This window comes from Kitasatospora sp. NBC_00240 (genome assembly GCF_026342405.1).
Taxonomy (GTDB): domain Bacteria; phylum Actinomycetota; class Actinomycetes; order Streptomycetales; family Streptomycetaceae; genus Kitasatospora.
Genome location: NZ_JAPEMU010000001.1, coordinates 2,280,219 through 2,304,518 on the forward strand (window position 1 = coordinate 2,280,219; position 24,300 = coordinate 2,304,518).

General features: G+C 72.9%; 23 protein-coding genes. 10 read left to right on the forward strand and 13 right to left on the reverse strand.

Annotated elements, in window-relative coordinates; genetic code table 11:
• Nucleotides 1-60 precede the first annotated feature (60 nt).
• The 10 genes from OG689_RS09550 to OG689_RS09595 form a co-directional block, all read right to left on the reverse strand.
• On the reverse strand, nt 61-801 hold the full coding sequence (locus OG689_RS09550) for a M12 family metallopeptidase (protein ID WP_266319353.1): 741 nt from the start codon (nt 799-801) through the stop codon (nt 61-63).
• A 162-nt stretch (nt 802-963) separates the two neighbouring features.
• Nucleotides 964-1,398, reverse strand: coding sequence for an NUDIX hydrolase (locus OG689_RS09555; protein WP_266319354.1), 435 nt, complete (start codon nt 1,396-1,398; stop codon nt 964-966).
• A gap of 104 nt (nt 1,399-1,502) precedes the next feature.
• Complete coding sequence (locus tag OG689_RS09560; RefSeq protein ID WP_266319356.1) at nt 1,503-2,282, reverse strand: IclR family transcriptional regulator C-terminal domain-containing protein; 780 nt, start codon at nt 2,280-2,282, stop codon at nt 1,503-1,505.
• A 187-nt stretch (nt 2,283-2,469) separates the two neighbouring features.
• A complete protein-coding gene (locus OG689_RS09565; RefSeq protein ID WP_266319358.1) occupies nt 2,470-3,519 on the reverse strand; it encodes a S66 peptidase family protein in 1,050 nt (349 codons plus the stop codon).
• 181 nt (nt 3,520-3,700) lie between these two features.
• The gene (locus tag OG689_RS09570) at nt 3,701-5,161 is read right to left on the reverse strand and encodes a catalase (RefSeq protein ID WP_266319360.1); all 1,461 of its coding nucleotides are present in this window, start codon (nt 5,159-5,161) and stop codon (nt 3,701-3,703) included.
• A 101-nt stretch (nt 5,162-5,262) separates the two neighbouring features.
• On the reverse strand, nt 5,263-6,528 hold the full coding sequence (gene alc, locus OG689_RS09575) for an allantoicase (RefSeq protein WP_266319361.1): 1,266 nt from the start codon (nt 6,526-6,528) through the stop codon (nt 5,263-5,265).
• A gap of 18 nt (nt 6,529-6,546) precedes the next feature.
• Complete coding sequence (gene allB, locus OG689_RS09580) at nt 6,547-7,917, reverse strand: allantoinase AllB (RefSeq protein WP_266319363.1); 1,371 nt, start codon at nt 7,915-7,917, stop codon at nt 6,547-6,549.
• 199 nt (nt 7,918-8,116) lie between these two features.
• Complete coding sequence (locus OG689_RS09585) at nt 8,117-9,259, reverse strand: glycerate kinase (RefSeq protein WP_266319365.1); 1,143 nt, start codon at nt 9,257-9,259, stop codon at nt 8,117-8,119.
• Between the two features lie 449 nt (nt 9,260-9,708).
• On the reverse strand, nt 9,709-10,605 hold the full coding sequence (locus OG689_RS09590; RefSeq protein WP_266319367.1) for a 2-hydroxy-3-oxopropionate reductase: 897 nt from the start codon (nt 10,603-10,605) through the stop codon (nt 9,709-9,711).
• Between the two features lie 60 nt (nt 10,606-10,665).
• Nucleotides 10,666-11,526 carry a TIM barrel protein gene (locus OG689_RS09595; protein ID WP_266319369.1) on the reverse strand — a complete coding sequence of 287 codons (861 nt, stop codon included), beginning with the start codon at nt 11,524-11,526 and terminating at the stop codon, nt 10,666-10,668.
• Between the two features lie 236 nt (nt 11,527-11,762).
• On the opposite strand from OG689_RS09595, the gene OG689_RS09600 reads away from it, so the two are divergent.
• The 7 genes from OG689_RS09600 to OG689_RS09630 all read left to right on the forward strand — a co-directional run bounded on the left by OG689_RS09600 (nt 11,763) and on the right by OG689_RS09630 (nt 17,771).
• The gene (locus tag OG689_RS09600; protein ID WP_266319371.1) at nt 11,763-12,032 is read left to right on the forward strand and encodes a thiamine-binding protein; all 270 of its coding nucleotides are present in this window, start codon (nt 11,763-11,765) and stop codon (nt 12,030-12,032) included.
• Nucleotides 12,029-12,409: a helix-turn-helix domain-containing protein gene (locus tag OG689_RS09605; protein ID WP_266319373.1), complete on the forward strand. Its 381-nt coding sequence runs from the start codon at nt 12,029-12,031 to the stop codon at nt 12,407-12,409. Before OG689_RS09600 ends, OG689_RS09605 begins: the two co-directional genes overlap by 4 nt.
• Nucleotides 12,410-12,634: 225 nt before the next feature.
• A complete protein-coding gene (gene uraD / locus OG689_RS09610; RefSeq protein ID WP_266319375.1) occupies nt 12,635-13,180 on the forward strand; it encodes a 2-oxo-4-hydroxy-4-carboxy-5-ureidoimidazoline decarboxylase in 546 nt (181 codons plus the stop codon).
• Between the two features lie 39 nt (nt 13,181-13,219).
• Complete coding sequence (gene uraH / locus OG689_RS09615; protein ID WP_266319377.1) at nt 13,220-13,555, forward strand: hydroxyisourate hydrolase; 336 nt, start codon at nt 13,220-13,222, stop codon at nt 13,553-13,555.
• Between the two features lie 27 nt (nt 13,556-13,582).
• The gene (gene pucL / locus OG689_RS09620) at nt 13,583-14,497 is read left to right on the forward strand and encodes a factor-independent urate hydroxylase (RefSeq protein WP_266319379.1); all 915 of its coding nucleotides are present in this window, start codon (nt 13,583-13,585) and stop codon (nt 14,495-14,497) included.
• 421 nt (nt 14,498-14,918) lie between these two features.
• On the forward strand, nt 14,919-16,313 hold the full coding sequence (locus OG689_RS09625) for a nucleobase:cation symporter-2 family protein (RefSeq protein ID WP_266319381.1): 1,395 nt from the start codon (nt 14,919-14,921) through the stop codon (nt 16,311-16,313).
• Between the two features lie 75 nt (nt 16,314-16,388).
• Nucleotides 16,389-17,771, forward strand: coding sequence for an 8-oxoguanine deaminase (locus OG689_RS09630; protein ID WP_266319383.1), 1,383 nt, complete (start codon nt 16,389-16,391; stop codon nt 17,769-17,771).
• 186 nt (nt 17,772-17,957) lie between these two features.
• On the opposite strand, the gene OG689_RS09635 is transcribed toward OG689_RS09630, so the two are convergent.
• Nucleotides 17,958-18,461 (reverse strand): DUF4240 domain-containing protein, encoded by a 504-nt coding sequence (locus OG689_RS09635; RefSeq protein ID WP_266319385.1) that lies wholly within the window; start codon nt 18,459-18,461, stop codon nt 17,958-17,960.
• A gap of 88 nt (nt 18,462-18,549) precedes the next feature.
• Here OG689_RS09635 and OG689_RS09640 point away from each other — a divergent pair, with 88 nt between their 5' ends.
• Nucleotides 18,550-20,082: a HEAT repeat domain-containing protein gene (locus OG689_RS09640; RefSeq protein WP_266319387.1), complete on the forward strand. Its 1,533-nt coding sequence runs from the start codon at nt 18,550-18,552 to the stop codon at nt 20,080-20,082.
• Nucleotides 20,083-20,182: 100 nt separating this feature from the next.
• Here the strand turns inward: OG689_RS09640 and OG689_RS09645 are convergent, their stop codons facing one another.
• Together OG689_RS09645 and aceB are read right to left on the reverse strand one after the other, a co-directional pair.
• Nucleotides 20,183-20,569 (reverse strand): gamma-glutamylcyclotransferase, encoded by a 387-nt coding sequence (locus OG689_RS09645; RefSeq protein ID WP_266319389.1) that lies wholly within the window; start codon nt 20,567-20,569, stop codon nt 20,183-20,185.
• A gap of 240 nt (nt 20,570-20,809) precedes the next feature.
• Entirely contained in the window at nt 20,810-22,462 is a 1,653-nt protein-coding gene (aceB, locus tag OG689_RS09650) for a malate synthase A (RefSeq protein ID WP_266319391.1), read from the reverse strand.
• 190 nt (nt 22,463-22,652) lie between these two features.
• Here aceB and OG689_RS09655 point away from each other — a divergent pair, with 190 nt between their 5' ends.
• Nucleotides 22,653-23,450 carry an IclR family transcriptional regulator gene (locus tag OG689_RS09655; RefSeq protein ID WP_266319393.1) on the forward strand — a complete coding sequence of 266 codons (798 nt, stop codon included), beginning with the start codon at nt 22,653-22,655 and terminating at the stop codon, nt 23,448-23,450.
• A 236-nt stretch (nt 23,451-23,686) separates the two neighbouring features.
• Nucleotides 23,687-24,295, forward strand: coding sequence for a hypothetical protein (locus OG689_RS09660; protein ID WP_266319395.1), 609 nt, complete (start codon nt 23,687-23,689; stop codon nt 24,293-24,295).
• Nucleotides 24,296-24,300 lie beyond the last annotated feature (5 nt).

Genomic DNA, 24,300 nt, shown 5'->3' on the forward strand with positions numbered 1-24,300 from the left:
GGGGCCCGAAAGCTCCGGTGGGGCCCGAACGCCGCGGTGGGGACCGAGGCCGCCGTCCCGTCAGGCCGGCGGGTAGCGCCGCCTGAGCTTGCCGACGTCCCCCTTGCTGAGCCCCGTCCGCGCAGAGGGGTCGATGAGCAGCCCGCCGTCCGACCGGGTCATGGTCGGCCGGCCGTTACGACTGAAGGACTTCGAGCCGTAGATCATGATCGAGTCTTGGTCGAAGGCGCCGAGGGTGGCCTCGTTCTCCGTTCCGACCTTGCCGAACTGGGCCGTCAGCGAGGGATCGACGTTCTCCAGGTGAAGGACGAGGTGCTGGTCGCGGTCACCGCGCATGTGCTCGTGGAAGAACCCGAGGGCGTGCATCAGCTCGTGCAGGACCGTCCCGTGCCAGTCGCAGCCGTCCCCGAGCGAGAAGTTCTGCCGGCCGCCGACCATGCCCACGTACGAGTAGCAGCCCTCGCCGCGGACGAACTGGATCCAGTTCTGCTGCTGCTCGGCCCGGACGAAGCGAACGCAGGAATTCCCCTCGATCTCGCGCATCGCCCCGCCCAGGGCCTTCGCCAGCGACTTCGCGTCCGCGCCGATCCGGTACGGGACGACGCCGCCGGGCCACCGCGTGGCACCCGCCTCGACCCGCGTGCCCAAGGGCGCCGCGCCCCTGCCACCGGGCCCGACGGCGCAGCCCTTTCCCGCCGCGGCCGCCCCCGGGGCCAGCGGCGCGGCCACCGACCAGGCGGCGCTGAGCCCGACGAGCAGCGCGAGCACGGCGGCGCGGCGGGTCGGGCTGGTCGCTGTCATGACTGCTCCTCGGCTCGTCACGCTCCGTCGATCACAGATGACGTGTCAGCGCGACCCTAGCGAGCCCGCCGCCGCCCTGACGGTGAACGCACGGGACTTCACACCCTGGAGTGACAACCGCCGGGTGGCCGTACCGGCTCGCCGCGGTGGAGCCCTACCGGCTCAGCGCGCCGGCCCCGCCCCGCCCGCCGGCGTGGCCATCAGCAGGGTGGGCACCATCAGGCCCTCGGAGGCCGAACTCTGCGGCAGCGGTACCCAACTGAGGCCGATCATCCGGGGGCAGTCGCAGTCGAGCCCGGGGTCCACGCCGAGGCGCGGTTCACCCGGCGCCACCTCCACCGCGAAGCAGGCCGTCCAGCCCGACGGGTAGGGCGCGTCGTAGAGGTGGCGCACCGAGCGGCTCGCCAGGCCGACCTCCTCGGCCACCTCGCGGACCACCGCCTGCTCGGGGGACTCCCCCGGCTCGATGCCGCCGCCCGGCAGCGTCCAGTACTCGTGCCCGTCGTGCCGGCCGGACGGGCCCCGGCCGCGCTCCCGCACCATGAGGACGTGCCCGTCCCGGATGATCACCGCTGCCGCCCGCCGCCTGTCCACCATGGGCCGATCATGCCGGACGCCACCGACAGGCCCACGGTGGCGGGGCGGCGGCCCGGCGCGGAGGGGCGGCGACCCCGCCCGTACCGGGCCGGACGGATGCCCGGTCAGACCGCCATCGCGAGCATCAGCGGGGCCGCGCGGTGCGCGAGGAGTTCGGCGGCGGCCTTGAGCCGGTGGACGTTGTCGACCGGCATCGAGGTGGCCAGGCAGCCGACCGTGCTGCCGGCGATCACGGGGACGGCGGCGCAGACCGTGCCGAGGGCGTACTCCTGGATGTCCAGCATCGGCACGGTGGCCGGCTGGCGCTCCAGACGGTGCATCAGCTGTTCGGCGTCGACGACGGTCCGCGAGGTGAGCCGGGCCACGGGGTGCCGGGACAGGTGGTCCCGGCGGGAGTCGTGGTCCAGCTGGCTGAGCAGGCACTTGCCGATCGCACTGGCGTGCGCGGTGGCCCGGAAGTCCACCCACTCCTGGACGGCGGGCGCGTGGTCGGCGGCGGCGACCGCCTCCACCGACAGCTCGCCCTCGTGGTAGCGGCTGAAGTAGACCGCCGCGCCCAACTCGTCGCGCAGTTCGGCGAGTTTGTGGTTGAGCCGGACGCGAACCAGCTGCTCGCGGTTGTACTGGCCGAGCAGGGCGAAGGTGCCGCCGAGCACCCAGGCCTCGTCCTGGTACTGGAGGTAGCCCTCGGTCTCCAGGAACTCGGTCAGCCGGCGGACCTCACCGGGCGGGAGCGAGGTCTCGCGGGCAAGGCCGGCGGTGGTGACCCCGCCGGGGTGGCGGTCGACCGCCTCCAGCAGCCTGAGCGCGTGTTGCAGGGAGCCGAACGGACCAGGGACACCCTGGTCCAGCGTGGCCTGACGACCCCGGGCTGGTGTCGGCATGACGTCCCCTTCCGATGTCCCCGCGCGGACCGGCCGCGACTCCTCCAGCCTATCCACCAGGGGGCGCCGGTAACGGCCGGTCGGCAGATATTTGCGCAGGTGATACGCACAACGTGTGTGGCATATGCCACACAAGAGCGCGTCACCCCCACAGCTGCCGCCGGCCCCCGGACGCGCAGCCGCCCGCTCAGTAGGTCACGGTGATCCGCCGGGCCGGGCCGTCCACCCGGACCAGGCCGCCGTACGGGATCACCAACTGCGGGTCGGTGTGGCCGAGATCGACGTCGAACACCGCCAGGGTGTCGGGCGCGTACTGCGCCAGCGCCCGCAGTACCGCGGCCCGCTGCGCGGCCCGGAAGGCCGCCCCCGCGGACTCGTCCAGCGGCTGCTCGTGGGACCAGGCCTTCGCCCGCCCCATCAGCAGCGCCGGGAACTGCCGCAACAGGCCCCGCTCCCCCATGTTGCGCAGGATCCGGTACACCTCCTCGGCGTTCGGCTGCTCCTCCGAGGTCTCCAGGAAGAGCACGCAGCCGGCGTAGGCCTCGGGCACCCGGATGCCGCGGTCGGCCATCAGCAGCCAGCCGAGGATCTCCAGGTTGCCGCCCCAGCTGACGCCCTCCACCACCTGGTCCGGCCGGTGCCAGAACCAGCCGTCGCCGGAGGTCAGTTCGGGCTCCTTCTCGAAGGTGCGCGGGTCCTCCCATCGGCCGCCCCGGTCGGTGAAGGCCTCGGCGGGGCGAAGCTCGTACGGCCCGGAGGTGAACAGCGCGGCCCGCAGCGAGTCGGCGGTCGGGCCGGCCAGCGCGCCCGGGCGGCCGAACTCGACCATCACCGTGCCGCCGTGGTAGCCGACGATGCCGAGGTTCCAGAGGTACGCCAGCAGGTTGGTGTTGTCGCTGTACCCGAAGAAGGGCTTGGGGTTCGCCCGGATCAACTCGGCGTCGAGGTGCGGGATCACGGTGATCTGGTCGTCGCCGCCGATGCTGGCGATCACCGCCTTGACGTCCGGGTCGGCGAAGGCCGCGTGGATGTCGGCGGCGCGCTCCTGCGCGGTGGCGCCCATCCGCCGGGTGGCCGGGTACTCCACGGGCACCAGGTCGAACTCCTCGCGGAGCCGTCGCAGGCCCAACTCGTAGGGCAGCGGCAGGATCCCGGGCAGACCGGAGGAGGGGGAGATCACCGCGACCCGGTCGCCGGGGCGGGGCTTGACGGGGTAGGAGGGTGCTGTCGTCGTCATCGGCCGAGGATATCCGCGCAGGTGAACGGGGCTCGAACGGTTATCGCGGCGGCTGCTCCGCCCGGCCGATCCCGGGCAGGCGAAAGGCCTCTCCCCCACTGCCCGGGGAGGAGAGGCCTTTCGTGGGTCACCCGAGTGCGGGCTCGGGTGACCTGGGAGGGTTGGTCGGTAGGGGCCGGGATCAGCCCTCGTCGCCCGCGCGGAGCTTGGCGACGGCGGCCTCCAGGCGGGCGCCGTACTCCTCGTCGGCCGCGTGGAAGTGGGCGAGGTTCTTCTCGACGATGTCGTCGCGGGTGACCTGGGCCAGGAAGCCCGCGATGTTGTTGACCAGGCGGGTCTTCTCGCCGGCCGACATCAGCCGGTAGAGCTCCCCGGCCTGGAAGAAGTCGTCGTCCTTGGTGTGGGCCGGCGTGGTGTACGTGCCGGTCCAGCCGTTCAGCGCGACCGGCGCGGCGAGCGCGTTGTCGGTCTGGGCCGGGCCGTCGTACGAGTTGGGCTCGTAGTTCTTGCCGCGGCCGGACTTGTTGACAGCGCTGAGGCCGTCACGGCCGTAGTTGTTCGCCTCGGTCGCCTTGGGGGCGTTCACGGCGAGCAGGGTGTGGTTGACACCGAGGCGGTAGCGCTGGGCGTCCGCGTAGGCGAACAGGCGGCCCTGGAGCATCTTGTCCGGGGAGGGACCGATGCCGGGGACGAAGTTGTTCGGCGAGAAGGCGGACTGCTCGACGTCGGCGAAGACGTTCTCCGGATTCTTGTTCAGCACCAGGCGGCCGACCTTCTGCAGCGGGTAGTCCGCGTGCGGCCACACCTTGGTGAGGTCGAAGGGGTTGAAACGGTAGTCGGCGGCCTCGGCGACCGGCATCAGCTGGACGTAGAGGGTCCAGGACGGGAACACGCCGCGCTCGATGGCCTGGTGCAGGTCGCGCTGGTGGCTGTCGGCGTCCGCCCCGAGCACCTCGGCGGACTGGTCGCCGTCCAGCGAGCGGATGCCCTGGTTGGTCTTGAAGTGGTACTTCACCCAGAACGCCTCGCCGGCCTCGTTGACCCACTGGTAGGTGTGCGAGCCGTAGCCGTTCATGTGGCGGTAGGAGGCCGGGATGCCGCGGTCGCCGAAGAGCCAGGTGATCTGGTGGGTCGAGGCGGGCGAGTGGGCCCAGAAGTCCCAGACGTTGTCCGCCTCCTGCACGCCGGTGAACGGGTCGCGCTTCTGCGAGTGGATGAAGTCGGGGAACTTGATCGGGTCCTTGATGAAGAACACCGGGGTGTTGTTGCCGACCAGGTCGTAGTTGCCCTCGGCGGTGTAGAACTTCAGCGCGAAGCCGCGCGGGTCGCGGACCGCGTCGGAGGAGCCCAGGTTGCCGGCCACGGTCGAGAACCGCAGGAAGACCTCGGTACGCCGGCCCACCTCGGCGAGGAAGTCCGCGCGGGTGAACTGCGAGACCTCGTCCGTCACCTCGAAGTAGCCGTAGGCGCCCGAGCCGCGGGCGTGCACCACGCGCTCCGGGATGCGCTCGCGGTTGAAGCGGGCGAGCTTCTCCAGGAGCTGCTGGTCCTGGATGAGCAGCGGGCCGTACTCGCCGGCCGAGGCCGAGTTCTGGTTGTCGGCGACCGGGGCGCCGGCCTCCGTGGTCAGGATCTTGGACATGAGAGGGTCCTTCAGGTCGTTAAAGGCGTTGCGTGGAGAAGGCGGAGACGGTCGGTCGGGCGGGCCGGCCCGGGGACTGGACCCCCGGGCCGGGCCGGGCGTCAGACGCCGAGCAGCCGCCAGATCGCCGAACGGCGGCGCGAGGACTGCTCGCCGTCGGGGCCGTCGGCCGGCTGGAGCGCGGACACGGCGGCGGTGGTCGCGGCGGCGTCCGCGAGCGGGCGGGCGGCGGTCAGCGCGCTGGCCTCCTCCGCCTCGAGACCGGCCTCGACGAGGGCCGCACGGGCCTCGTCGGCCGGAAGTGCGTTGAACCAGCGCAGCGCGAGGGCGGCGCGGCCGGCCCCGGTGAGCTTCCCGGTCAGGCGCAGCCGGGCCAGGCCGCCGTCCGGGTAGACGTTGATCCGTACGTGGGTCACCGGGCGGCCGGCGTCCAGGCGCAGCCGGTGCCGGGTGTCGGGCTGCAGCCGGGTGCGCGGCAGGATGGGGAACCAGCCGTCGGTGTCGGTGGAGGGGTCGCCGCCGGTGGAGGCGTCGTAGCCCACCAGGTCGGCCCAGCCGGGGGCGTTGGCGACGAAGTGGGTGGTGTCCACCTCGGCGGCCAGGACCTCGCCGCCCCCGGCCAGGGCGATCCGGACCCAGTCGTTGGCCTTGTCGCGCCGACGCCGGGTCTCCCAGCCCTCGCCCATGACGGAGGCGCGACCGGGAGCGTTCAGGTTGTGCGGGGAGGAGAAGTAGCGGTCCGAGGCGGCCTCGGCGACGCCGCCGTACTCCTGCGCGGCGAGGTCGAAGGTCAGGCCGTCCAGCTCGCGCGGGTCGGGGAGCACCTCGCCGTGCACCCGCAGGCGGGCCACTCCGCCGTCCGGCCAGATGTTCAGCCGTACGTGGGTCCAGCGGGTCCCGTCGGTGACCTCGAACTCGTGGGCGGTGTCGCCGCGGAGCGCCGTGCGGGGCACCAGGTCGGTCCACTCGGCGGCGTCGAGCTCCGCGACGGACGGGTGGCCGGGGATCGAGGCGGCCTGGACGGAGGCGCTCTCGGGGTAGTTACCGGTGAAGTGCGCGGTGTCCACGATCACGCCGCGGATCACGCCGCCGACGCCGAGCCGGACGACCGTCCAGTCGTGGTCCTCGTCGGTGGGGTGCGGCTGCTCGGCGCTGACGCCGCGGCGGCGCTTGCTCTCCCAGCCGTCCATGATCTGGCCCTTGTGGCCGAAGGTGTGCGCGCGGAACTCGGCGGGCTTGGCGACCAGCAGGTTCTCCGCGTCGGCGAAGGTGTCCTCGTTGGTGGCGACCACGCCGGCGCCGAGCAGCCGGGAGGCCAGGTTGACCAGCTCGGTGAACGGAGCGCTCGGGGTCCGGTCGGTGCTCATCGGTTGAGTCTCCAGGGTTCAGGAACGGGTGATCTGACGACCGAACGGCTCGCCGTCCACGTCCACCACCCGGCCGCGGAGCCAGGTGGTGCGGACGGCGCCGGTCAGGGTCCGGCCCGCGTACGGGGTCACGGGGTTGCGGTGGTGCAGCGCGGCGGCGCGCACGGCGAACTCGCCGTCCGGGTCGAAGGCGACCAGGTCGGCGTCGTTCCCGACCGCGATGGCGCCCTTGGTGCCGGTGAGGCCGACCAGCGAGGCGGGCCCGGCGGACATCCAGCGGACCACGTCCGAGAGGCTGTGGCCGCGCTTGCGGGCCTCGGTCCAGATGGCCGGCAGGCCGAGCTGGAGGGAGGCGATGCCGCCCCAGGCGGCGGCGAAGTCGCCGCTGCCGCCGTACTCCTTGAGCAGCTTGAGGTCCGGTGTGGACGGCGAGTGGTCGGAGACGACGGCGATGAACTCACCGGCGGCCAGGGCCGCCCAGAGGGCGTCGCGGTTGGACTCGTCGCGGATCGGCGGGCAGCACTTGAAGGCGGTGTCGCCGTCCGGCACCTCCTCGGCCGCGAGGGTGAGGTAGTGCGGGCAGGTCTCGGCGGTCACCCGGACGCCGTCCGCGCGGGCCTGCCGCAGCAGCGGCAGCACGGCGGCGGAGGAGACGTGCAGGATGTGCACCCGGGCGCCGGTGCGGCGGGCGGTGTCGAGCAGTCGGGCGACGGCGGTGGTCTCCGCGTCGTCGGGGCGGGAGGCGAGGAAGTCGCGGTAGTGCACGCCGGGCTGCTGGGGGGCGGCCTCCAGGACGGCCGGGTCCTCGGCGTGGATGATCGCCAGCGCACCGATCCTGGCCTGCTCGGTGAGGGCTCTCTCCAGGTCGGCCGGCTCGACGTGCGGGAACTCGTCCACACCGGAGGGGGCCAGGAAGCTCTTGAAGCCGAAGACGCCGGCGGTGTGCAGCGGCTCCAGGTCGCCGGTGTTGCCGGGGATCGCGCCGCCCCAGAACCCGAGGTCGATCCAGGCCTGGCCCTCGGCGGTCTTCCGCTTGGCCTCCAGGCCCGCGACCGTGGTGGTCGGCGGGACGGAGTTCAGCGGCATGTCGATGACGGTGGTGACGCCGCCGGCGGCGGCGGCCCGGGTGGCGGTGGCGAAGCCCTCCCACTCGGTGCGGCCGGGCTCGTTGACGTGGACGTGGGTGTCGACCAGGCCGGGGAGCAGGGCGGTGTCGCCGAGGTCGGTGAGGTGCTGGTCGCCGGCGAGCAGCGAGCCGTGGGCGGCGATCTGCTCGATCCGGCCGCCCTGGATCAGCACGTCAGCGGGACGCTCGCCGTCGGGGAGGACGACACGGCGGGAGCGGATCACCGCGGGGCCGTCGGGGTGCGGCGTCTCGCTGAGGGGCATCGGGACCTCCGGGTGGACCGTCTTCGGGGCGAAGGGGGAGCGGTGGTGAACGGGGGGGGTGAAGGGGTCGCTGAGGGCGGGCAGGGGCCGTGGGGGCGGCAGTTGAAGTCTGCTCATCACACCGCTGGCTGCGATTGTTCGGAGCCTAGGCCCGCCTTCAACAAAACGTCAATGTAGGAAACTACGAGGAAACCGGGAATCAACCGGCCAGCAACGCGGCGGCCAGCCGCTCGCCCGCGACCTCGGACAGCTCCGCCGCCTTGGTCATGCTGTCGCCGGGCTGCTCGGCCAGTGCGGTGAGCGCGTACGCAGCGACGAACCCCGCCGCCCGCCACTCGTTCTCCGCCAGCTCCAGACGCCCTGCCACAGCGGCCACCCGAACCCCCGCCCGGGTGGCCGCCGCGGCAACGCCGGCGGGGGCCTTGCCATGGAGCGTCTGCGCGTCCAGGCAGCCCTCGCCTGTCACGACGAGGCGTGCCCCACGCACGGCCTCGTCGAAGCCCAGCAGTTCGAGCATCAGCTCGATGCCGGGCCGCATGGTGGCGCCGAGCAGGGCCAGGGCGGCGTAGCCGACCCCGCCTGCGGCCCCGGCGCCGGGGGCGCCCCGGAAGTCCCGCCCGGTGCTCTCGCCGACCACGTCGGCGAAGCGGGTCAGGCCCTCCTCCAGGATCAGCAGGTCCGCGGCGTCGGCGCCCTTCTGCGGGCCGTACACGGCCGTCGCGCCACGGGCGCCGAGCAGCGGGTTGTCGACGTCGCAGGCGACCACGACCTCCACCCCGGTCAGCGAGTCCGCGAGGGGCCCGAGGTCGATCCGGGCCAGCCTGCGCAGCGCGGCCCCGCCGGGCGCGAGCTCCGCGCCCTCGGCGTCGTACAGGCCGACGCCGAGCGCCTGGACCATGCCGGCGCCGCCGTCGGTGCAGGCGCTGCCGCCGAGGCCCAGCACGATCCGCCTGGCGCCGAGCGAGACGGCCCGGCCGATCAGCTGGCCGACCCCGTAGGAGCCGGCGGCCAGCGGCGCGGTCCGCCCGCCGGGGAGCCGGGCCAGCCCGGAGGACTGGGCCAGCTCGACCACGGCGGTGTCGCCCTTGACGGCGATCGCGGCGTCCACCGGCAGGCCGGTCGGGCCGGCCACCTTGGCCGGGACGCGGGTGAAGCCGGCCGCCAGCGCGGCGGCCAGGGTGCCCTCGCCGCCGTCGGCGACGGGCAGCTCGCGGACCTCGACGCCGGGGGCGCCGCGGCGGATGCCGGCCGCGATCCGGGCGGCGACCTCGGCGCCCTCCAGCGTGCCCTTGAACTTGTCGGGGGCGACGACGACATGGCCCTGGGTGGGGGTGGCGGGCATGGCGTGGGCCTCACTTCCGGGTCGGGCTGCTGATCCGCGGGCGGACCGGATGATCCGAGTCTGCGCCCGTCTGTTGCTTCGGTGCCTTGCGTGGTCTCCGGGGCCTTGGGCCGTGTGCACGACCCGGGGTGCGACCCCCTCCCCGCCGTTCCCCGCTCGTCCCGCTTCCGACGTACGAGTGGGGCTCCCCTCGGCGAGGGAGGGGGCCGGGCGGCGCGCACAGGCACGACCGAAGTGCCCCCGACAGGGAGGCGCGCCACCGGCTTGGGACGATCGGCAGGGGGCGGATGAGCCCCAGCCCTCCTGCCGACCGGACCTGGCCTCCTGATGGCGCGGGCACGACCGGATAGGTACACGCCACCAGGAGGAGTCTGTGGGGCCCGGGGGTTCGCACCCCCGGGCCGGGGTACTGCTGCCGAGCGCGGGGCTCAGCCGTGGATCACCGCGGTTCAGGCCACCGCGCGGCCGGAGAGGCGCTCGACGCCGCGCAGCAGCGCGGAGTGGTCGAGCGAGCCGTCGCCGTTGGCCCGGGCGGACGCGACCAGCTGGGCGACGACGGCGCCGACCGGCAGGGCCGCGCCCACCGCGCGGGCGGCGTCGGTGACGATGCCCATGTCCTTGTGGTGCAGGTCGATGCGGAAGCCGGGAGCGAACTCGCGGTTCAGCATGTTGCCCTTCTTGCGGTTCAGCACGGTCGAGCCGGCCAGGCCGCCGCCGAGGACGTCGAGCGCCGCGGCGAGGTCGACGCCGGCGTTCTCCAGGAAGACCACGGCCTCGGCCAGGACCTGGATGTTGACGGCCACGATGAGCTGGTTGGCGGCCTTGACGGTCTGGCCGGCGCCGGCCGGGCCGACGTGGACCACGGTGGTGCCGAGCGCGTCGAAGATCGGCTTGGCCTCGGCGAAGTCCGCGGCGTCGTCGCCACCGACCATGATCGAGAGCACCGCCTCGACGGCGCCGGCCTCGCCGCCGGAGACCGGTGCGTCCAGGGTGCGGACGCCCTTCTCCTTGGCGGCGGCCGCGACCTTGATCGAGGTCTGCGGGGTGATGCTGGACATGTCGATCACCAGGGTGCCGGCCTTGACGTTCTCCAGCACACCGCCCTCACCGAGGATGACCTGCAGGACGTGCGGGTCGGCGGGGACCATCGTGATGACGACCTCGGCGTCGGCCACGGCCTCGGCGATGCTCGCCGCGCCCTTGCCGCCGGCCGCCACCAGGGCGTCGATCGCGGGCTGCTGGAGGTTGTAGCCGGTGACGGTGTGGCCGGCCTTGACCAGGTTGGCGGCCATCGGGCTGCCCATGATGCCGAGGCCGATGAAGGCGATCTTGCGGGAGGCGCTCATGCGTCGCGTTCCTTCGTACGTGGGAGGGTGGGAGGAGGAGGGCTTGCGCCCGGACGGGCCTTAGTTCGCGGCACGCAGCTCGCGGGGCAGCCACTCGAAGCTGTCGGCGCTGACGCCGGTCGAGGGGCGGTACTCCAGGCCGACGCGGCCGGTGTAGCCGGCGGCGGCGAGGCGGGCGAAGAGGTCCTCGAAGTCGAGGTCGCCGGTGCCGGGCTCGCCCCGGCCCGGGTTGTCGGCGATCTGCACGTGGCCGAAGCGGTCGGCGTAGGCGTCGATGACGGCGGCGAAGTCCTCGCCGTTCTTGGCCAGGTGGTAGAAGTCCGCGAGGAACTTGGCGTTGCCGAGGCCGGTCGCGGCGTTCACCTTGTCGACGATCTCGACCGCGGCGGCCGCGGTGACCAGCGGGTAGTCCGGCGACTCGGGCTTGTTGAGGGCCTCGATCAGCAGGATCGCGCCGATGCCGTGGGCGGCCCGGGCCGCGAGCACCAGGTTCTCCAACGCGAGCTCGTCCTGCTCGGCCGCCTCCACGCCCTCGACCCGGTTGCCGTAGAGGGCGTTCAGCGCCTTGGTGCCGAGCGACTCGGCGAGCGAGACGCTGACCGCGATGTTCTCGCGGAAGCGCTCCTTCTCGGCCGGGACGGAGACGGTGCCGCGGGCGCCCTTGGTGAGGTCGTCCAGGAAGTTGAGGCCGGTGAGCTGCACACCCGCGTCGGTGAAGGCCTTGCGGAGCGCGTCCAGCTCGGCCTCGGCGGGGGTGTGCTCCGCGCCGAAGGGCCACCAGAGCTCGGCGGCGGTGAAGCCGGCGGCAGCGGCGGCGGCCGGGCGCTCCAGCAGCGGAAGCTCGCTGAACAGGATCGACAGGTTGACCGTGGCGCGTCCGTTCAGAAACGCGTGCTGGGAGGCGGCAGTCACGTCAATCACCTTTCGCTTTCTTCCGTGTCTCCCCCGACCTTCGACCGGACGCCGGGGATGTTTCCCTACTTCCACGATCCGGAAGAGGGATTCTGCTTGGTGGAAGCATGTCCGCCGCAGCGAGCGAGTGTCAAGGCCGCCGCAACAATTTGTTGAAGTGGACCGAAGTGCCCCGCCCGGCGGGTCGCCGACTGTTCGATCGACCAGCCCCTCCCCTTCGCCGCACCGCTCGCTACAGTGAGCAGGTGCGATTGATGGTGGAGTTCACGACAGAACCGTTCGAGCTGGACACGTTTCCCGAGCACGCGGTGGCGGCCCGGCGAGTGGTCGACGAGGCCGGCCTGGCCGTCGCCGTCGGCCCCTTCGGCACCGGCGCCGAAGGTGAGGCCCAGCAGGTGCTGGACGCCGTCACCAAGCTGCTGCGCGAGACGCTGGACGCCGGGGCGACCCGGATCTCCGTCCAGGTGAGCGTCCTCGACGACGACAAGACCCCGGAAGGAGTGGGTACGCAGTGAGCAACGCACTGGAACACCCGCTCGCCACGGCGATAAAGCCGCTGCTCGACGCGGTCGGCGCGACCCCGGTACCGGTCGACGAGGCCAAGTCCGACGACGTCCTGCTGGAGTGGGACGGCGCCCCGGCCATCGCCGTACGGCTGCCGCACCTGAGCAGTGCGCTGGACCGCCTGCTGGCCGAGATGACCCGCCAGTTCGACGGCCGCCCGCTGGACGAACTGGACCGCTGGGAGAAGCAGCGGGTCGTCGCCCTGCTGGAGGAACGCGGCGCGTTCACCGTCCGACACGGCGTGGAGACGGTTGCCGCCGCGCTCGGCGTGAGCCGCTTCACGGTGTACAACTACCTCAACCGCCAGGACGGTTCGAAGTCCGGCTGAGCGAACGCACCGGCCGGGCCGGGCACCGGCTGACCAGTCGAGTCCCGCCGGTTGACCCAGTTTGTCCACCGGACACCCCGGGCGCACTTGGCGAATCGCACACGAAACGGGCCGGCAATCGGGCGCGGATCAAAACGTAACCACCAACCGTTCAACAAAGTGTTGACGCCCGGGGGTGGTGGATCTAGTTTTTGCGGGTGGCACCACTCTTCAGGAGGTCCACCCGTGACCAACCACCCCCCAGCGTCCAGCCCTCCGGCGCCGGACGAAGCCACCGGCGCCCTCCGGGCACTGGAGGCCGCCCCGGCCGCCGAGCTGGAGAAGACCCTGCTGGAGATCTGCTCCAGCCCCCGATGGGCCGCCGCCGTCGCAGCGGCGCGGCCCTGGTCCGACGTCAAGACCCTGCTCGCCGCCAACGCGGCGGCCATGGCCGCACTGACGGTCCCCGACCTCGCCGACGCCATGGCGGGCCACGCCCGGATCGGCAAGCCCAAGGCGGGCGACGCCACCTCCGAGCGCGAGCAGGCCGGCATCCAGGGCGTCGACACCGCCCTCCTGGCCGACCTGCAGGAGGCCAACGACGCCTACGAGGCGAAGTTCGGCCATGTCTTCCTGATCTGCGCGACCGGCCGCACCGCGGCCACCATGCTCGCCTCCCTCCGCGAGCGGTTCCCCCACGACGCCGCCACCGAGGCGGAGATCGTCCGGGGCGAACTGCGCAAGATCAACGACATCCGGATCAACCGCCTGTTGGACGAACCACCCGTCTGACCGCATGTCACTCCTGCCATCAGTAAGGTCAATTCACCCATGACTGGCATCTCCACGCATGTGCTCGACACCAGCCTCGGCCACCCGGCCGAGGGTGTCCCGGTCGAGCTCGCACTGCACACCGAGGGTGGCTGGAAGGTGCTCGGCACCTCCGCCACGGACTCCGACGGCCGGGCCAAGGACCTGCCGGCCGTGGAGGCGGGCTCGGTCGTCCGGCTCCTCTTCGACACCGCCGCCTACTACGCGGCGAAGTCGGACGAGGCGCCGTTCTTCCCCGAGGTCTCGATCGTCTTCACGGTCGCGCCCGCGCAGCACCACTACCACGTGCCGCTGCTGCTCAACCCGTTCGGATACTCGGTCTACCGCGGAAGCTAGACCGCTTGATTGATTGGGAGCCACGTCATGGCCCACGTGCTCGGTCAGAACCAGTACGGCAAGGCGGAGAACCGCATCGTCCGCGTCTACCGTGACAGCACCCGTCACGAGATCAAGGACCTGAACGTCTCGGTCGCCCTCTCCGGCGACCTCGACGACGTCCACCTCACCGGCTCCAACGCCAACTGCCTGCCCACCGACACCACCAAGAACACCGTCTTCGCCTTCGCGAAGGAGTACGGGATCGAGTCGGCGGAGCAGTTCGGCATCACGCTGGCGAAGCACTTCGTGGACAACAACGAGCCGATCCACCGCGCCCGGATCCGGATCGAGGAGTACACCTGGGACCGGATCAAGACCCCGGACAACTCCGCCCGCTTCATCGGCTCGGAGGAGGTCGGCCACTCGTTCGTCCGCAACGGCGGCGAGACCCGCACCTGCGAGATCGTCTACGACGGTGAGACCGTCCAGGTGATCTCGGGCCTCAAGGACCTCGTCGTGATGAACTCCACCAACTCGGAGTTCTGGGGCTACATCAAGGACAAGTACACCACCCTCCAGGAGGCGTACGACCGGATCCTCGCCACCCAGGTGACGGCCCGCTGGAAGTACGGCTTCACCGGCAAGGACGACGAGGCCCAGCCGAACTGGAACCGCTCGTACACCCACGTACGGCGGCACATGCTGGAGGCGTTCGCGGAGACCTACTCCTACTCGCTGCAGCAGACCCTGCACTCGATGGGCACCCGGGTCCTCAACAACCGCTCCGAGGTGGACGAAGTCCGCCTGGAGCTGCCCAACAAGCACCACTTCCTCGTCGACCTGGCGCCCTTCGGCCTCAAGAACGACAACGAGGTGTACTACGCCGCGGACCGCATGTACGGCCTGATCGAAGGCACCGTGCACCGCGAGGGCGTCGTCCCGGTCATCCCGGTCGCCTGACCTCGCCCGCACCGACGGTACCGACGTCATGACCCCCGCCCAGCACCGCTGCACCCTCCGGCCCCACCCGGCCGGGCGGTACCGGGCGGCGGACCAGGACACCGGCTGCCACCGCAGTACCGCAGGACCCCGCAGGACCGCATGTCACCGCAGTACCCCGCTCAACCGCACCAGCTGTTTCTCCACCCCCACCAACCGGAGATCGTGCTCGCCTCACGGCGGCCGGCCCGGGGATCTGGAGAGGCCGGCCGAGGGATCCTTGCACCGCCGTCCCACCCTCGGCCCAGGCGAGTTCAGCCAGTCTCCAGCGCCACGGGCGCGCCGGGAGCCATGGGCACAAGAGGGGCTCGACATGGCATTCCGCACCAACAGCACCACAGACGGCGGTTCCAATCCTGACAGACCCACGGGTCCGGACGGTGTGCCGCAGACCCGATCCGGCACACCGTCCGGCCCGGGGATCCACCCCGTGGACGAGCTGCTGCCCCCGGTGAGACTCATCTCCACCGGACTCCAGCACGTCGCCGCGATGTACGCGGGCGTAGTCGCGCCCCCGCTCATCGTCGGCGCCGGCGTGGGACTCTCCCCCGCCGAGCTCGCCCTGCTCATCTCGGCCAGCCTGTTCACCGCCGGACTGGCCACCCTGCTCCAGACCCTGGGCTTCTGGAAGATCGGCGCCCGGATGCCGTTCGTGAACGGCGTCTCGTTCGCCGGCGTCGCGCCCATGATCGCGATAGCCGAGGAGCACGGCCCGAAGGACGCCCTTCCGGTGATCTTCGGGGCGGTGATCGTCGCGGGGCTCCTGTGCTTCCTCGCGGCACCGTACTTCTGCAAACTGATCAGATTCTTCCCACCGGTCGTGCAAGGCACCGTGATCACCCTCATCGGGGTCTCGCTGCTGCCGGTGGCGGTGAACTGGGCCCGTGGCGGCGCTCCCGGCGCCCCCGGTTTCGGTTCGATGCGGGCCATCGGCCTCGCCGCGTTCACCCTCGTCGCGGTGGTGCTCTGCAACCGGCTGCTCCGGGGCTTCTGGCAGCAGCTCTCCCTGCTCGTCGGCCTGGCGATCGGTACCCTGCTCGCCTTCCCGCTGGGTCTGGCCGACTTCGGCGCGGTCCAGGACGCGAAGGTCTTCGCGCTCCCGTCCCCGTTCCACTTCGGCGCCCCCATGTTCGACGCGGCGGCGATCGTCTCGCTCTGCATCGTGATGGTGGTCTCGATGACCGAGTCCACCGCGGACATGCTGGCCCTCGGGAAGATCGTCGACCGTGAGGCCGACGAGCAGACCCTGGCCGCCGGCCTGCGGGCGGACGGCCTGGCCACCGCCATCAGCCCGGTCTTCAACGGCTTCGCGGCCAGCGCCTTCGCCCAGAACATCGGGCTGGTCGCACTGACCAGGATCCGCAGCCGCTTCGTGGTCGCGGCCGGCGGCGGCATCCTGATCCTGCTCGGGCTCTTCCCCGTGCTCGGATCGCTGGTCTCCCTGGTACCGCAGCCCGTCCTGGGCGGCGCCGGGATCGTGCTCTTCGGCACGGTCGCGGCGAGCGGCATCCGCACCCTCGCGGAGGCCGGCATGGAGTCCAGCGCGAACACCGTCCTGGTGTCCGTCTCGCTCGGGGTCGGGATCATCCCGATCGCGGCACCCACGTTCTACGACGCCTTCCCGGAGGCCGTCCGGACCCTGATGCACTCGGGGATCTCGGCCGGCTGCGTGATGGCCGTCCTGCTCAACCTGCTCTTCCACCACGCCGGAGCGGCCCGCCGCTCCACCACCGGCGACACGCCCGGAGCCACGGCGCCGACGGCGACACCGTCCTGACCGGCGGGCGGAGCGGTACAACCGCCACGGCGCGTACCGCTCCCCCTCCCGTCCTCCCCCCATAGGAGTCCCACCATGGCAGTCCAGCCCCCGCCCGCCGACCAGCGGATCGTCATCGAGAACGTCGCCGTCGCCACGGTCGACGCCAACGACACCGAGTACGCCCGCGGGCACGTCGTCGTCCTCGGCAACAGGATCGAGTCGGTCGGTGACGGCCCGGCCCCGCAGTGGCTGGACAACGTGGTGCGCCGGGTCAACGGCGAGGGCCACCTGATCACCCCGGGCCTGGTCAACACCCACCACCACTTCTACCAGTGGATCACCCGCGGCCTGGCCCAGGACAACATCCTGTTCGACTGGCTGGTCGCGCTGTACCCGACCTGGGCCCGGATCGACGACAAGCTCGTGCACGCCGCCGCCCAGGGCTCGGCCGCCGCGCTCCTCAAGTCCGGCTGCACCACCGCCTCGGACCACCACTACGTGTTCCCGAAGGACGGCGGCGACATCCTCGGTGCCGAGATCGAGGCCGTCCAGGAGCTCGGCATGCGCTTCACCGCGCTGCGCGGCTCGATGGACCGCAGCAAGAAGGACGGCGGCCTGCCGCCGGACCACGCGGTCGAGAAGACCGAGGACATCCTGATCGCCTCCGAGGCCGCCGTGGACCGCTACCACGACTCCTCCTTCGACTCGATGCTGCAGATCGCCATCGCGCCCTGTTCGCCGTTCTCGGTCTCCACCGAACTGATGCGCGAGGCCGCGCTGCTGGCCCGCCGCAAGGGCGTGCGCCTGCACACCCACGGCTCGGAGACGGCCGAGGAGGAGCAGTTCTGCAAGGAGCTGTTCGGCATGGGCCCGACCGACTACTTCGAGTCGACGGGCTGGCTGGGCGAGGACGTCTGGATGGCGCACTGCGTCCACATGAACGACTCGGACATCGCCAAGTTCGCCGAGACCGGCACCGGCGTAGCCCACTGCCCGTCCTCCAACGCCCGCCTCGCGGCCGGCATCGCCCGCGTCCCGGACATGCTGAAGGCCGGCGTGCCGGTGGGCCTCGGCGTGGACGGCACCGCCTCCAACGAGTCCGGCGAGCTCGGCACCGAGCTGCGCAACGCCCTGCTGATCAACCGTCTGCACGGCCGCCCGGACGCGCTGACCGCCCGCAGCTCGCTGCGCCTGGGCACCATGGGCGGCGCCCGGGTGCTCGGCCGGCAGGGCGAGATCGGCTCGATCGAGGTCGGCAAGCTCGCCGACCTGGCGCTCTGGAAGATCGACGGCATCATGCACTCCTCGATCGCCGACCCGGTCGCCGCCCTCGCCCTGGGCGCCCTCCCGCCGCTGGCGCTGCTGCTGGTCAACGGCAACCCGGTCGTCGAGAAGGGCATCCTGACCACCGTCAACGAGGACCGGATCGCCCAGGCCTGCGCCCGCGCGGCCAAGGACCTCGCCGCCCGCGGCTGAGCCGCCCTCCCCTCGCGGCCGCCGCCCGGCGGCGGCCGCGACCCCGCGACTCCGGGTCCGCCCAGGGACGGTGCGTGACCCGGACTCCGTGAGCCCCCTGGGGCGCGCGGAACGCAGCTCCGGACCCACGGCGAGGGTCCGGGGCTGTGGCGTGCCCGGGGGCGGGCGGTGCTGCCGGCCGGACGGTCAGCCGAAGCGGGCCGACAGCCTCGGCAGCAGGTACGCGAGATCCTCCTCCTCCCACGGCTCGCCCGCCGGACCGGTGCCCCCGGTTCCGGCGGTGACCTCCGGGTACGGCAGCTCGGTGCCGGTGACCCGCTCGTACGCCTCGTGCGCCGCATAGCCGAAGGACTCGGCCTCCGCGATCCGGTTCCCGTCCCAGCTCAGGTCCGCCAGGCCGTCCGGGTCCGCCAGCGCCCGCTCGTAGCAGGCCCGGCCGCGCGCGATCAGCCAGTCGCGGAAGTAGTCGAACCCGTCGTCGCTGCAGCCGCCGTTGATGACGTACCCGGCCGCCCAGAGCCGCCAGGTGTACGCGCGGCCGTGGTACTCCGAGTAGAGCCGCGCGAAGGCGATGATCTCCGCCGGGGGCAGCGCGGCCAGCAGGTCGGTGAGGTTCTCGACCTGCTGCTCCTCGTCGTACACCCGGGCCCGGGCGTCGCCGATCAACCGCCAGAAGGTGTCGGTGTCCATGCCCGGCATCCTGCCCGGTGGGTCCGACAGCGGCGGCCCTGGCGAAACCCACTGGCACCGCCGGGCACGGGCGGACCAGGATGGGCCGATGAAGATCGGATTCGGCCGAAAGCGGCCCGGCGGCCATGTCCTGCTCCGGCTGCAGGACAGCATCCGGCGAGCCCGGGCGCGCGGCAACCGCTCGTTCGAGGAGCTGACCGGGGCACTACGGGCGGCCGGGAAGGCCGGACAGGCCGGCGCGGCCCTGGAACTGCTCGCCGAGCACCCGGCCCTGCTGCTACGACTGGACGCCGACCTGCGCCGGGAGCACCGGACCAGGCCGGACGAGCACCCGCCGGTCGCCGCCGCGGACGGCGTCGCGCTGGCCCTGTTGACCTCGCACCACGACGGGCGGGTCCGCGAGCAGGCCGTCCGGCGGATCCTCGCGGACCCTTCACCCGAACTCCTGCCGTTCCTGGTGCTCCGGGCCGGCGACTGGGTGCCCCAGGTCCGCGACCAGGCCCGGGCGGGACTTGCCCTGCTGCTGCACCGGCGGCCGGACCTGGCCGGCCCGCCGGCCGTCCGGACGGCGCTGCTCACCGCGCGCCGCGACCGCGGCTCCTTCGCACTCGCCCAGCTGCGCACCCTGCTGGCGGCCGGGGCCCCGGCGGCGGTGGCCGAGCGGCTGCTCGACGCGCCGCAGCCCGAGGTACGGCGGTTCGCCCTGGACGCCGTGGCGCACCGGCTCAAGGCACGTGACCTGCTGCGGTTCGCCGAGCTGGACGCCGATCACGGGCTGCGGGCGCGGGCGGCCGAGGCCGTCGCCCGGGAGGCGCTCTGGACGGAGCAGCACGAGATCCTGCGCCGGCTGGCCGGCAGCACGCACCAAGGGCTGCGGGTCACCGGGCTGACCGGCCTGGTGCGGGCGGGGCTGGCGCAGGAGGCCGCGGGACACCTCGACGACCCGTCACCACTGGTCCGGGCGCTCGCCCGGGAGGCCGTCCGCCGGGCCGGCGGGGACGCGCCGGCCCACTACCGCGCGGCGGTGGCCGCCGGCTCCCCCTCGCCGGCCGCGGTCGACGGGCTCGCCGAGGTCGGCGGCCCGGCCGACGCGGACGCCCTCACCGCGCTGCTGGGACACCCGGCGGCGCAGGTCAGGGCCCGCGCGGTGCGTGCGCTGCGGCTGCTCGGGGCCGTCCCGGTGCCGGAGCTGACGCGGCTGCTGCGGGACAACTCCGCGACCGTCGTGCGGGAGGCCGCCACCGCGCTGCTGCCGAGCGCCGCGAGCCTGCCGACCGGACTCCTCGGGGAGCTGCTCACCGACCCGGAGCGCCCGGCCGTCCGACGCGCCGCCTACCGGCTGCTCGCCCGGCGCGACACGGTCACGGCGTTGCGCGCCGCCCTGCTGGCCGCCGGCGACCCGCACCCCCGGCTGGCCCGCCAGGGCCGGACGGACACCGTCGGCCTGGCCCGGTGGTTGGGGGCCGCGGGCGGGCGTGACGACGGCCGGTCCGCCGCGGGCGGGGACGCCGTGCCCGCCGCCGAACTGCTCGCGCTGGCCGGGCGGGTGCGGCCCCGGCTGCCTGAGGAGGCGCTGGCCGCCTTGCGCGGCTGGGCGGCCGGGGCGGCGGCGTCCGCCTGACCGACCGGGCCGCGCCGGACCGGGCCGGGCCGGGCCGGGCCGGGCCGGGCCGGGCCGGGCCGCGCCGACGGGGCCGGGCCGAGAGGGTCGGCCGGAGCGGTCAGACCGTGCGGCCGAGCGTCGCCAGGTAGGCGCGCCAGCCACCGAACCCGGTGATCTCCCGGTGGACGCCGCGCTCCAGCTCACCGCGGGCCAGCAGCATCGACAGGCAGGCGCTGCCGTCCGCCAGCTCGATGACGCCCAGCTCCAGCTCACGGGGCTCGCCGGGCAGGATCACGTCCCGGAGGTGCTCCAGGGTGATGTCGTACAGCTCGCCGTCGATCGCGGTGTCGGTGCCCGGGGCCGGGAGCAGGCCGGGGCAGACGTCGCCGATCGAGAAGAAGCGGTAGCCGGGCGCGGTGCGGACCGGGCCGATCAGGCCGTCCGCCACCGAGGCGTGGAACGGGCCGCCGGCCATCGCCTGGCCGTTGAAGAAGATGCGGGCCATCAGGGCCTCCTCCTGGCGCCGCCGGGACGGCGGGGCCGGACATGCCGGACGGCCCGGCCGGGTCGACCTCGGAGGTCCCCCGGCGGGCCGCCGGTACCGGACGCGCCGGTACCCCCTTCGGGGGAGGTACCGGACGCGGTGGCGCGAGGGATCCGCGCGCCGTACGGAACGGAGCAATGCCCGCGACCAGTGCTACAGCTTGGAAGGCGGCAGCCCGGTCGCGGCTGGATAGATTGGGACTCAGCCCAGCAGGGGAAGCGCGGGCAGGGTGAGGAAGTCCGCGAACTCCTCCGCGAGGGAGACCTGTTCGAAGAGCCTGGCGGCCTCGTTCCAGCGCCCACCGGCGTACGCCTCGTCGCCCAGCTCGGCACGGAGCTCCGCGAGCTCCTCGGCCACCAGCCGGCGGACCAGCTCGGCGGTGGCCTTCTCGCCGGTGTCCGCGAGCACCACGCCGTTGTGGATCCACTGCCAGATCTGCGAGCGGGAGATCTCGGCGGTGGCGGCGTCCTCCATCATGTTGAAGATCGCGACCGCGCCGAGACCGCGCAGCCAGGCCTCGATGTATCGGACCCCGACCTGGACGGCGTTGTGCAGGCCGGCCCGGGTGCAGCTGCCGCCGGCGCCGGCGATGTCGAGCAGCTCGGCCGGGGTGACGGCCTCGGGGGACCCGGGGTTGTCCTTCTGGTTGGGGCGCTCGCCGAGCACCGCGTCGAAGGAGGCGCGGGCGACCGGGACGAGGTCCGGGTGGGCCACCCAGGAGCCGTCGAAGCCGTTGCCGGCCTCGCGGTCCTTGTCGGCCTTGACCTTCTCCAGGGCGGCGGCGTTGACCTCGGGGTCGCGGCGGGACGGGATGAAGGCGGCCATGCCGCCGATGGCGTGCGCACCGCGCTTGTGGCAGGTCTGCACAAGCAGGCGGGTGTAGGCGGCCATGAAGGGCGAGGCCATCCCGACGCTGTTGCGGTCCGGCAGGATGTAGTGCTCGCCGGCGTCGCGGAAGTTCTTGACGATCGAGAACAGGTAGTCCCAGCGGCCCGCGTTGAGGCCGGCGGCGTGGTCGCGCAGCTCGTAGAGGATCTCGTCCATCTCGAACGCGGCGGTGATCGTCTCGATCAGCACCGTGGCGCGGACGGTGCCGTGCGGGATGCCGAGGGCGGCCTGCGCGTGGGTGAAGACGTCGTTCCAGAGCCGGGCCTCGAGGTGGCTCTCGGTCTTCGGCAGGTAGAAGTACGGGCCGGAGTTCGGGTCCTCGGCGCCGCGGGCGATCAGCCGGGCGGCGTTGTGGAAGAAGTACAGGCCGAAGTCGAGGAAGGCGCCGGCCACCGGGTTGCCGTCGACCAGCAGGTGGTTCTCGTCGAGGTGCCAGCCGCGGGGGCGGACCACGACGGTGGCCAGTTCGGCGGCGGGCTTCAGGGTGTACGACTTGCCGGCCTCGGTGCTGAAGTCGATCCGGCCCAGGTAGGCGTCGATCAGGTTGACCTGCCCGCTGATCACGTTCTCCCAGGTCGGGGAGGTGGCGTCCTCGAAGTCGGCGAGCCAGACCCGCGCGCCCGAGTTGAGGGCGTTGATGACCATCTTGCGGTCGGTGGGGCCGGTGATCTCGACCCGGCGGTCCTGCAGCGCGCGGGGCGCCTCGGCGACCTTCCAGTCACCGGCCCGGATCTCGGCCGTCCCGGGCAGGAAGTCGAGCGTGCCTGCCTTCGCGATCTCGGCTCGACGGCTCTTTCGTCGGGTCAGGAGCTCCTGTCGGCGACCTTCGAAGGCGCGGTGAAGGCCGACCACGAAGGCGACCGCCTCCGGGGTGAGCACCTCCTCGGCGCGGGGGACGCGCGGACCGGCGACAGTGACGACCGGAGCGGCGGTGGAAACGCCGGCGGGTCCCTGATCTGTAGCCATGGGCAGGACACTCCTTGGACGGTTGAGCCTGGCGAAGGGAGCTCCGGTGGGAACTTCCTTGATCTGAACCCGCGTGGTAGCGGGTTTGATTCTGTAAGGTGGAGACTAGTTTCCGCGATACAGAATTTCAACGGTTTGTTGAGGTGATCGCTGGGACTCTACTCCTCCCCCGACAGCGAAGGGAACGCCGGTGGTTGCGACCCCCGACACAGCATCGACGACAGGCACCGACCGCGCGAGCGGCGGCGTGCAGTCCGTCGAACGCGCCTTTCAGCTGCTGGAGGCGCTGGCGGACGCGGGCGGAGTGGCGACACTCAGCGAACTCTCGGCCTCCTCGGGCCTGCCCATGCCCACCATCCACCGCCTGGTTCGTACCCTCGTCCAGCAGGGATATGTCCGCCAGGACACCACCCGCCGGTACACCCTCGGCCCCCGCCTGATCCGGCTCGGCGAGACCGCCGGCCGGCTGCTCGGCAGCTGGGCCCGCCCCTACCTGGCCGAACTGATGGAGGCCACCGGCGAGACCGCCAACCTGGCCGTCCTGGAGGGCGGCGAGGTGGTCTACGTCGGGCAGGTCCAGTCCCGCCGCTCGATGCGGATGTTCACCGAGGTCGGACGGCGGGTCCAGCCGCACTGCACCGGCGTCGGCAAGGCGCTGCTGGCGCAGCTGCCGGAGGACGAGGCCCGGGCCGTGCTCGGCCCCAACCCCCTTCCCGCGCACACCTCGTACACCCTGACCGACCCGCAGCAGCTGCTGGCGCACCTGGCCGAGGCACGCGAACGCGGCTACGTGGTGGACGACCAGGAGCAGGAGATCGGCGTCCGCTGCATCGCGGTGGCCGTCCCCGGCGCGCCGACCCCCACCGCCCTGTCGGTGTCCGGGCCCGAGGCGCGCATCCGGGCGCTGGAGGAGCAGGCCGGCAGCGCCTCGCTGGTACCGGTGATGCGGCACATCGCGGCCAGGCTCGGCCAGGTACTGGCCCCCTGACCGGCCCTGACGCCCCGCCTGCGACGTCCAGCCGCCCGGTTCGGCCGGAGCGGCCGGAGCGGCCGGCCGGGCGGGCTCGGCGGGCGGCAGCTGCCGGACACCGACGTTCACTCGTTCGAGCAGCACCGGAGTGTTTCCCGGCCCGCCGCCGCCCGGCGGTTCACTCTTGTGCCGAGGCGGCGCGCGCGGTGACGGGCCGGTGAGGCATTAGGCGGGTGAGGGCGTTGTCCCGAGGCTTGGTACGCAGACTCCTGGTGGCGTCCTGCGCCGTGCTGGCGCTCGGCGCGGGCGCGGGCTCGCCGTCGGCGGCGGGACTCGCGGGCACCGGAGCCGGCGCCGACGGTGCGGGCGACGCGGCCGACCGGCCGGCCGGACACCCGGCGAGCGCCCCCGCCCGGGCCGGGACCGGCCGTGAGGGGACGGCGCCGGACGGCGGCGGCCAGCAGGGGCGGACGGTGTCCGACCTCCATGTGGGACGGGCCGATCCGGAGGCCGTCCACCCCGGCGGCAGCACCACCGTGCACGCCTTCGTGACCAACGGCGGGCCGGACCGGACGGCCTCCGGCTTCACCGTGCTGGTCGTCCTGCCCGCCGGCACCCGGGCCGAGGGGCCGTTCTTCCCCGAGTCGTGCCAGGTCTCCGAGGACGGCCGCCGGGTGCGCTGCCCGTTCCCGCCCGGCCTGTCCTCGCTGCGCAGCGCCACCGCGCTGGTGCCCGTCCGGGTCGGGGCGGACACCCCGGCTCCCAGCACCCTGACCGGGGGCCGGGTCGTGGTGGTCGGCCCGGACGACCCCGACATGTCCGACAACCGGCAGCCGTTCGAGGTCGCGATCGTCCCCGAGTGACCGGC

Coding starts and splice junctions, on each gene's coding strand:
- pucL (WP_266319379.1), top strand. CDS start 13,583: ATGGCCCACGTGCTCGGTCAGAACCAGTACGGCAAGGCGGAGAACCGC.
- OG689_RS09630 (WP_266319383.1), top strand. CDS start 16,389: ATGGCAGTCCAGCCCCCGCCCGCCGACCAGCGGATCGTCATCGAGAAC.
- OG689_RS09635 (WP_266319385.1), bottom strand. CDS start 18,461: ATGGACACCGACACCTTCTGGCGGTTGATCGGCGACGCCCGGGCCCGG.
- OG689_RS09590 (WP_266319367.1), bottom strand. CDS start 10,605: ATGAGCGCCTCCCGCAAGATCGCCTTCATCGGCCTCGGCATCATGGGC.
- allB (WP_266319363.1), bottom strand. CDS start 7,917: ATGCCCCTCAGCGAGACGCCGCACCCCGACGGCCCCGCGGTGATCCGC.
- OG689_RS09550 (WP_266319353.1), bottom strand. CDS start 801: ATGACAGCGACCAGCCCGACCCGCCGCGCCGCCGTGCTCGCGCTGCTC.
- OG689_RS09570 (WP_266319360.1), bottom strand. CDS start 5,161: ATGTCCAAGATCCTGACCACGGAGGCCGGCGCCCCGGTCGCCGACAAC.
- OG689_RS09565 (WP_266319358.1), bottom strand. CDS start 3,519: ATGACGACGACAGCACCCTCCTACCCCGTCAAGCCCCGCCCCGGCGAC.
- OG689_RS09645 (WP_266319389.1), bottom strand. CDS start 20,569: ATGGCCCGCATCTTCTTCAACGGCCAGGCGATGGCCGGCGGCCCGTTC.
- aceB (WP_266319391.1), bottom strand. CDS start 22,462: ATGGCTACAGATCAGGGACCCGCCGGCGTTTCCACCGCCGCTCCGGTC.
- OG689_RS09640 (WP_266319387.1), top strand. CDS start 18,550: ATGAAGATCGGATTCGGCCGAAAGCGGCCCGGCGGCCATGTCCTGCTC.
- OG689_RS09555 (WP_266319354.1), bottom strand. CDS start 1,398: ATGGTGGACAGGCGGCGGGCGGCAGCGGTGATCATCCGGGACGGGCAC.
- alc (WP_266319361.1), bottom strand. CDS start 6,528: ATGAGCACCGACCGGACCCCGAGCGCTCCGTTCACCGAGCTGGTCAAC.
- OG689_RS09560 (WP_266319356.1), bottom strand. CDS start 2,282: ATGCCGACACCAGCCCGGGGTCGTCAGGCCACGCTGGACCAGGGTGTC.
- uraH (WP_266319377.1), top strand. CDS start 13,220: ATGACTGGCATCTCCACGCATGTGCTCGACACCAGCCTCGGCCACCCG.
- OG689_RS09585 (WP_266319365.1), bottom strand. CDS start 9,259: ATGCCCGCCACCCCCACCCAGGGCCATGTCGTCGTCGCCCCCGACAAG.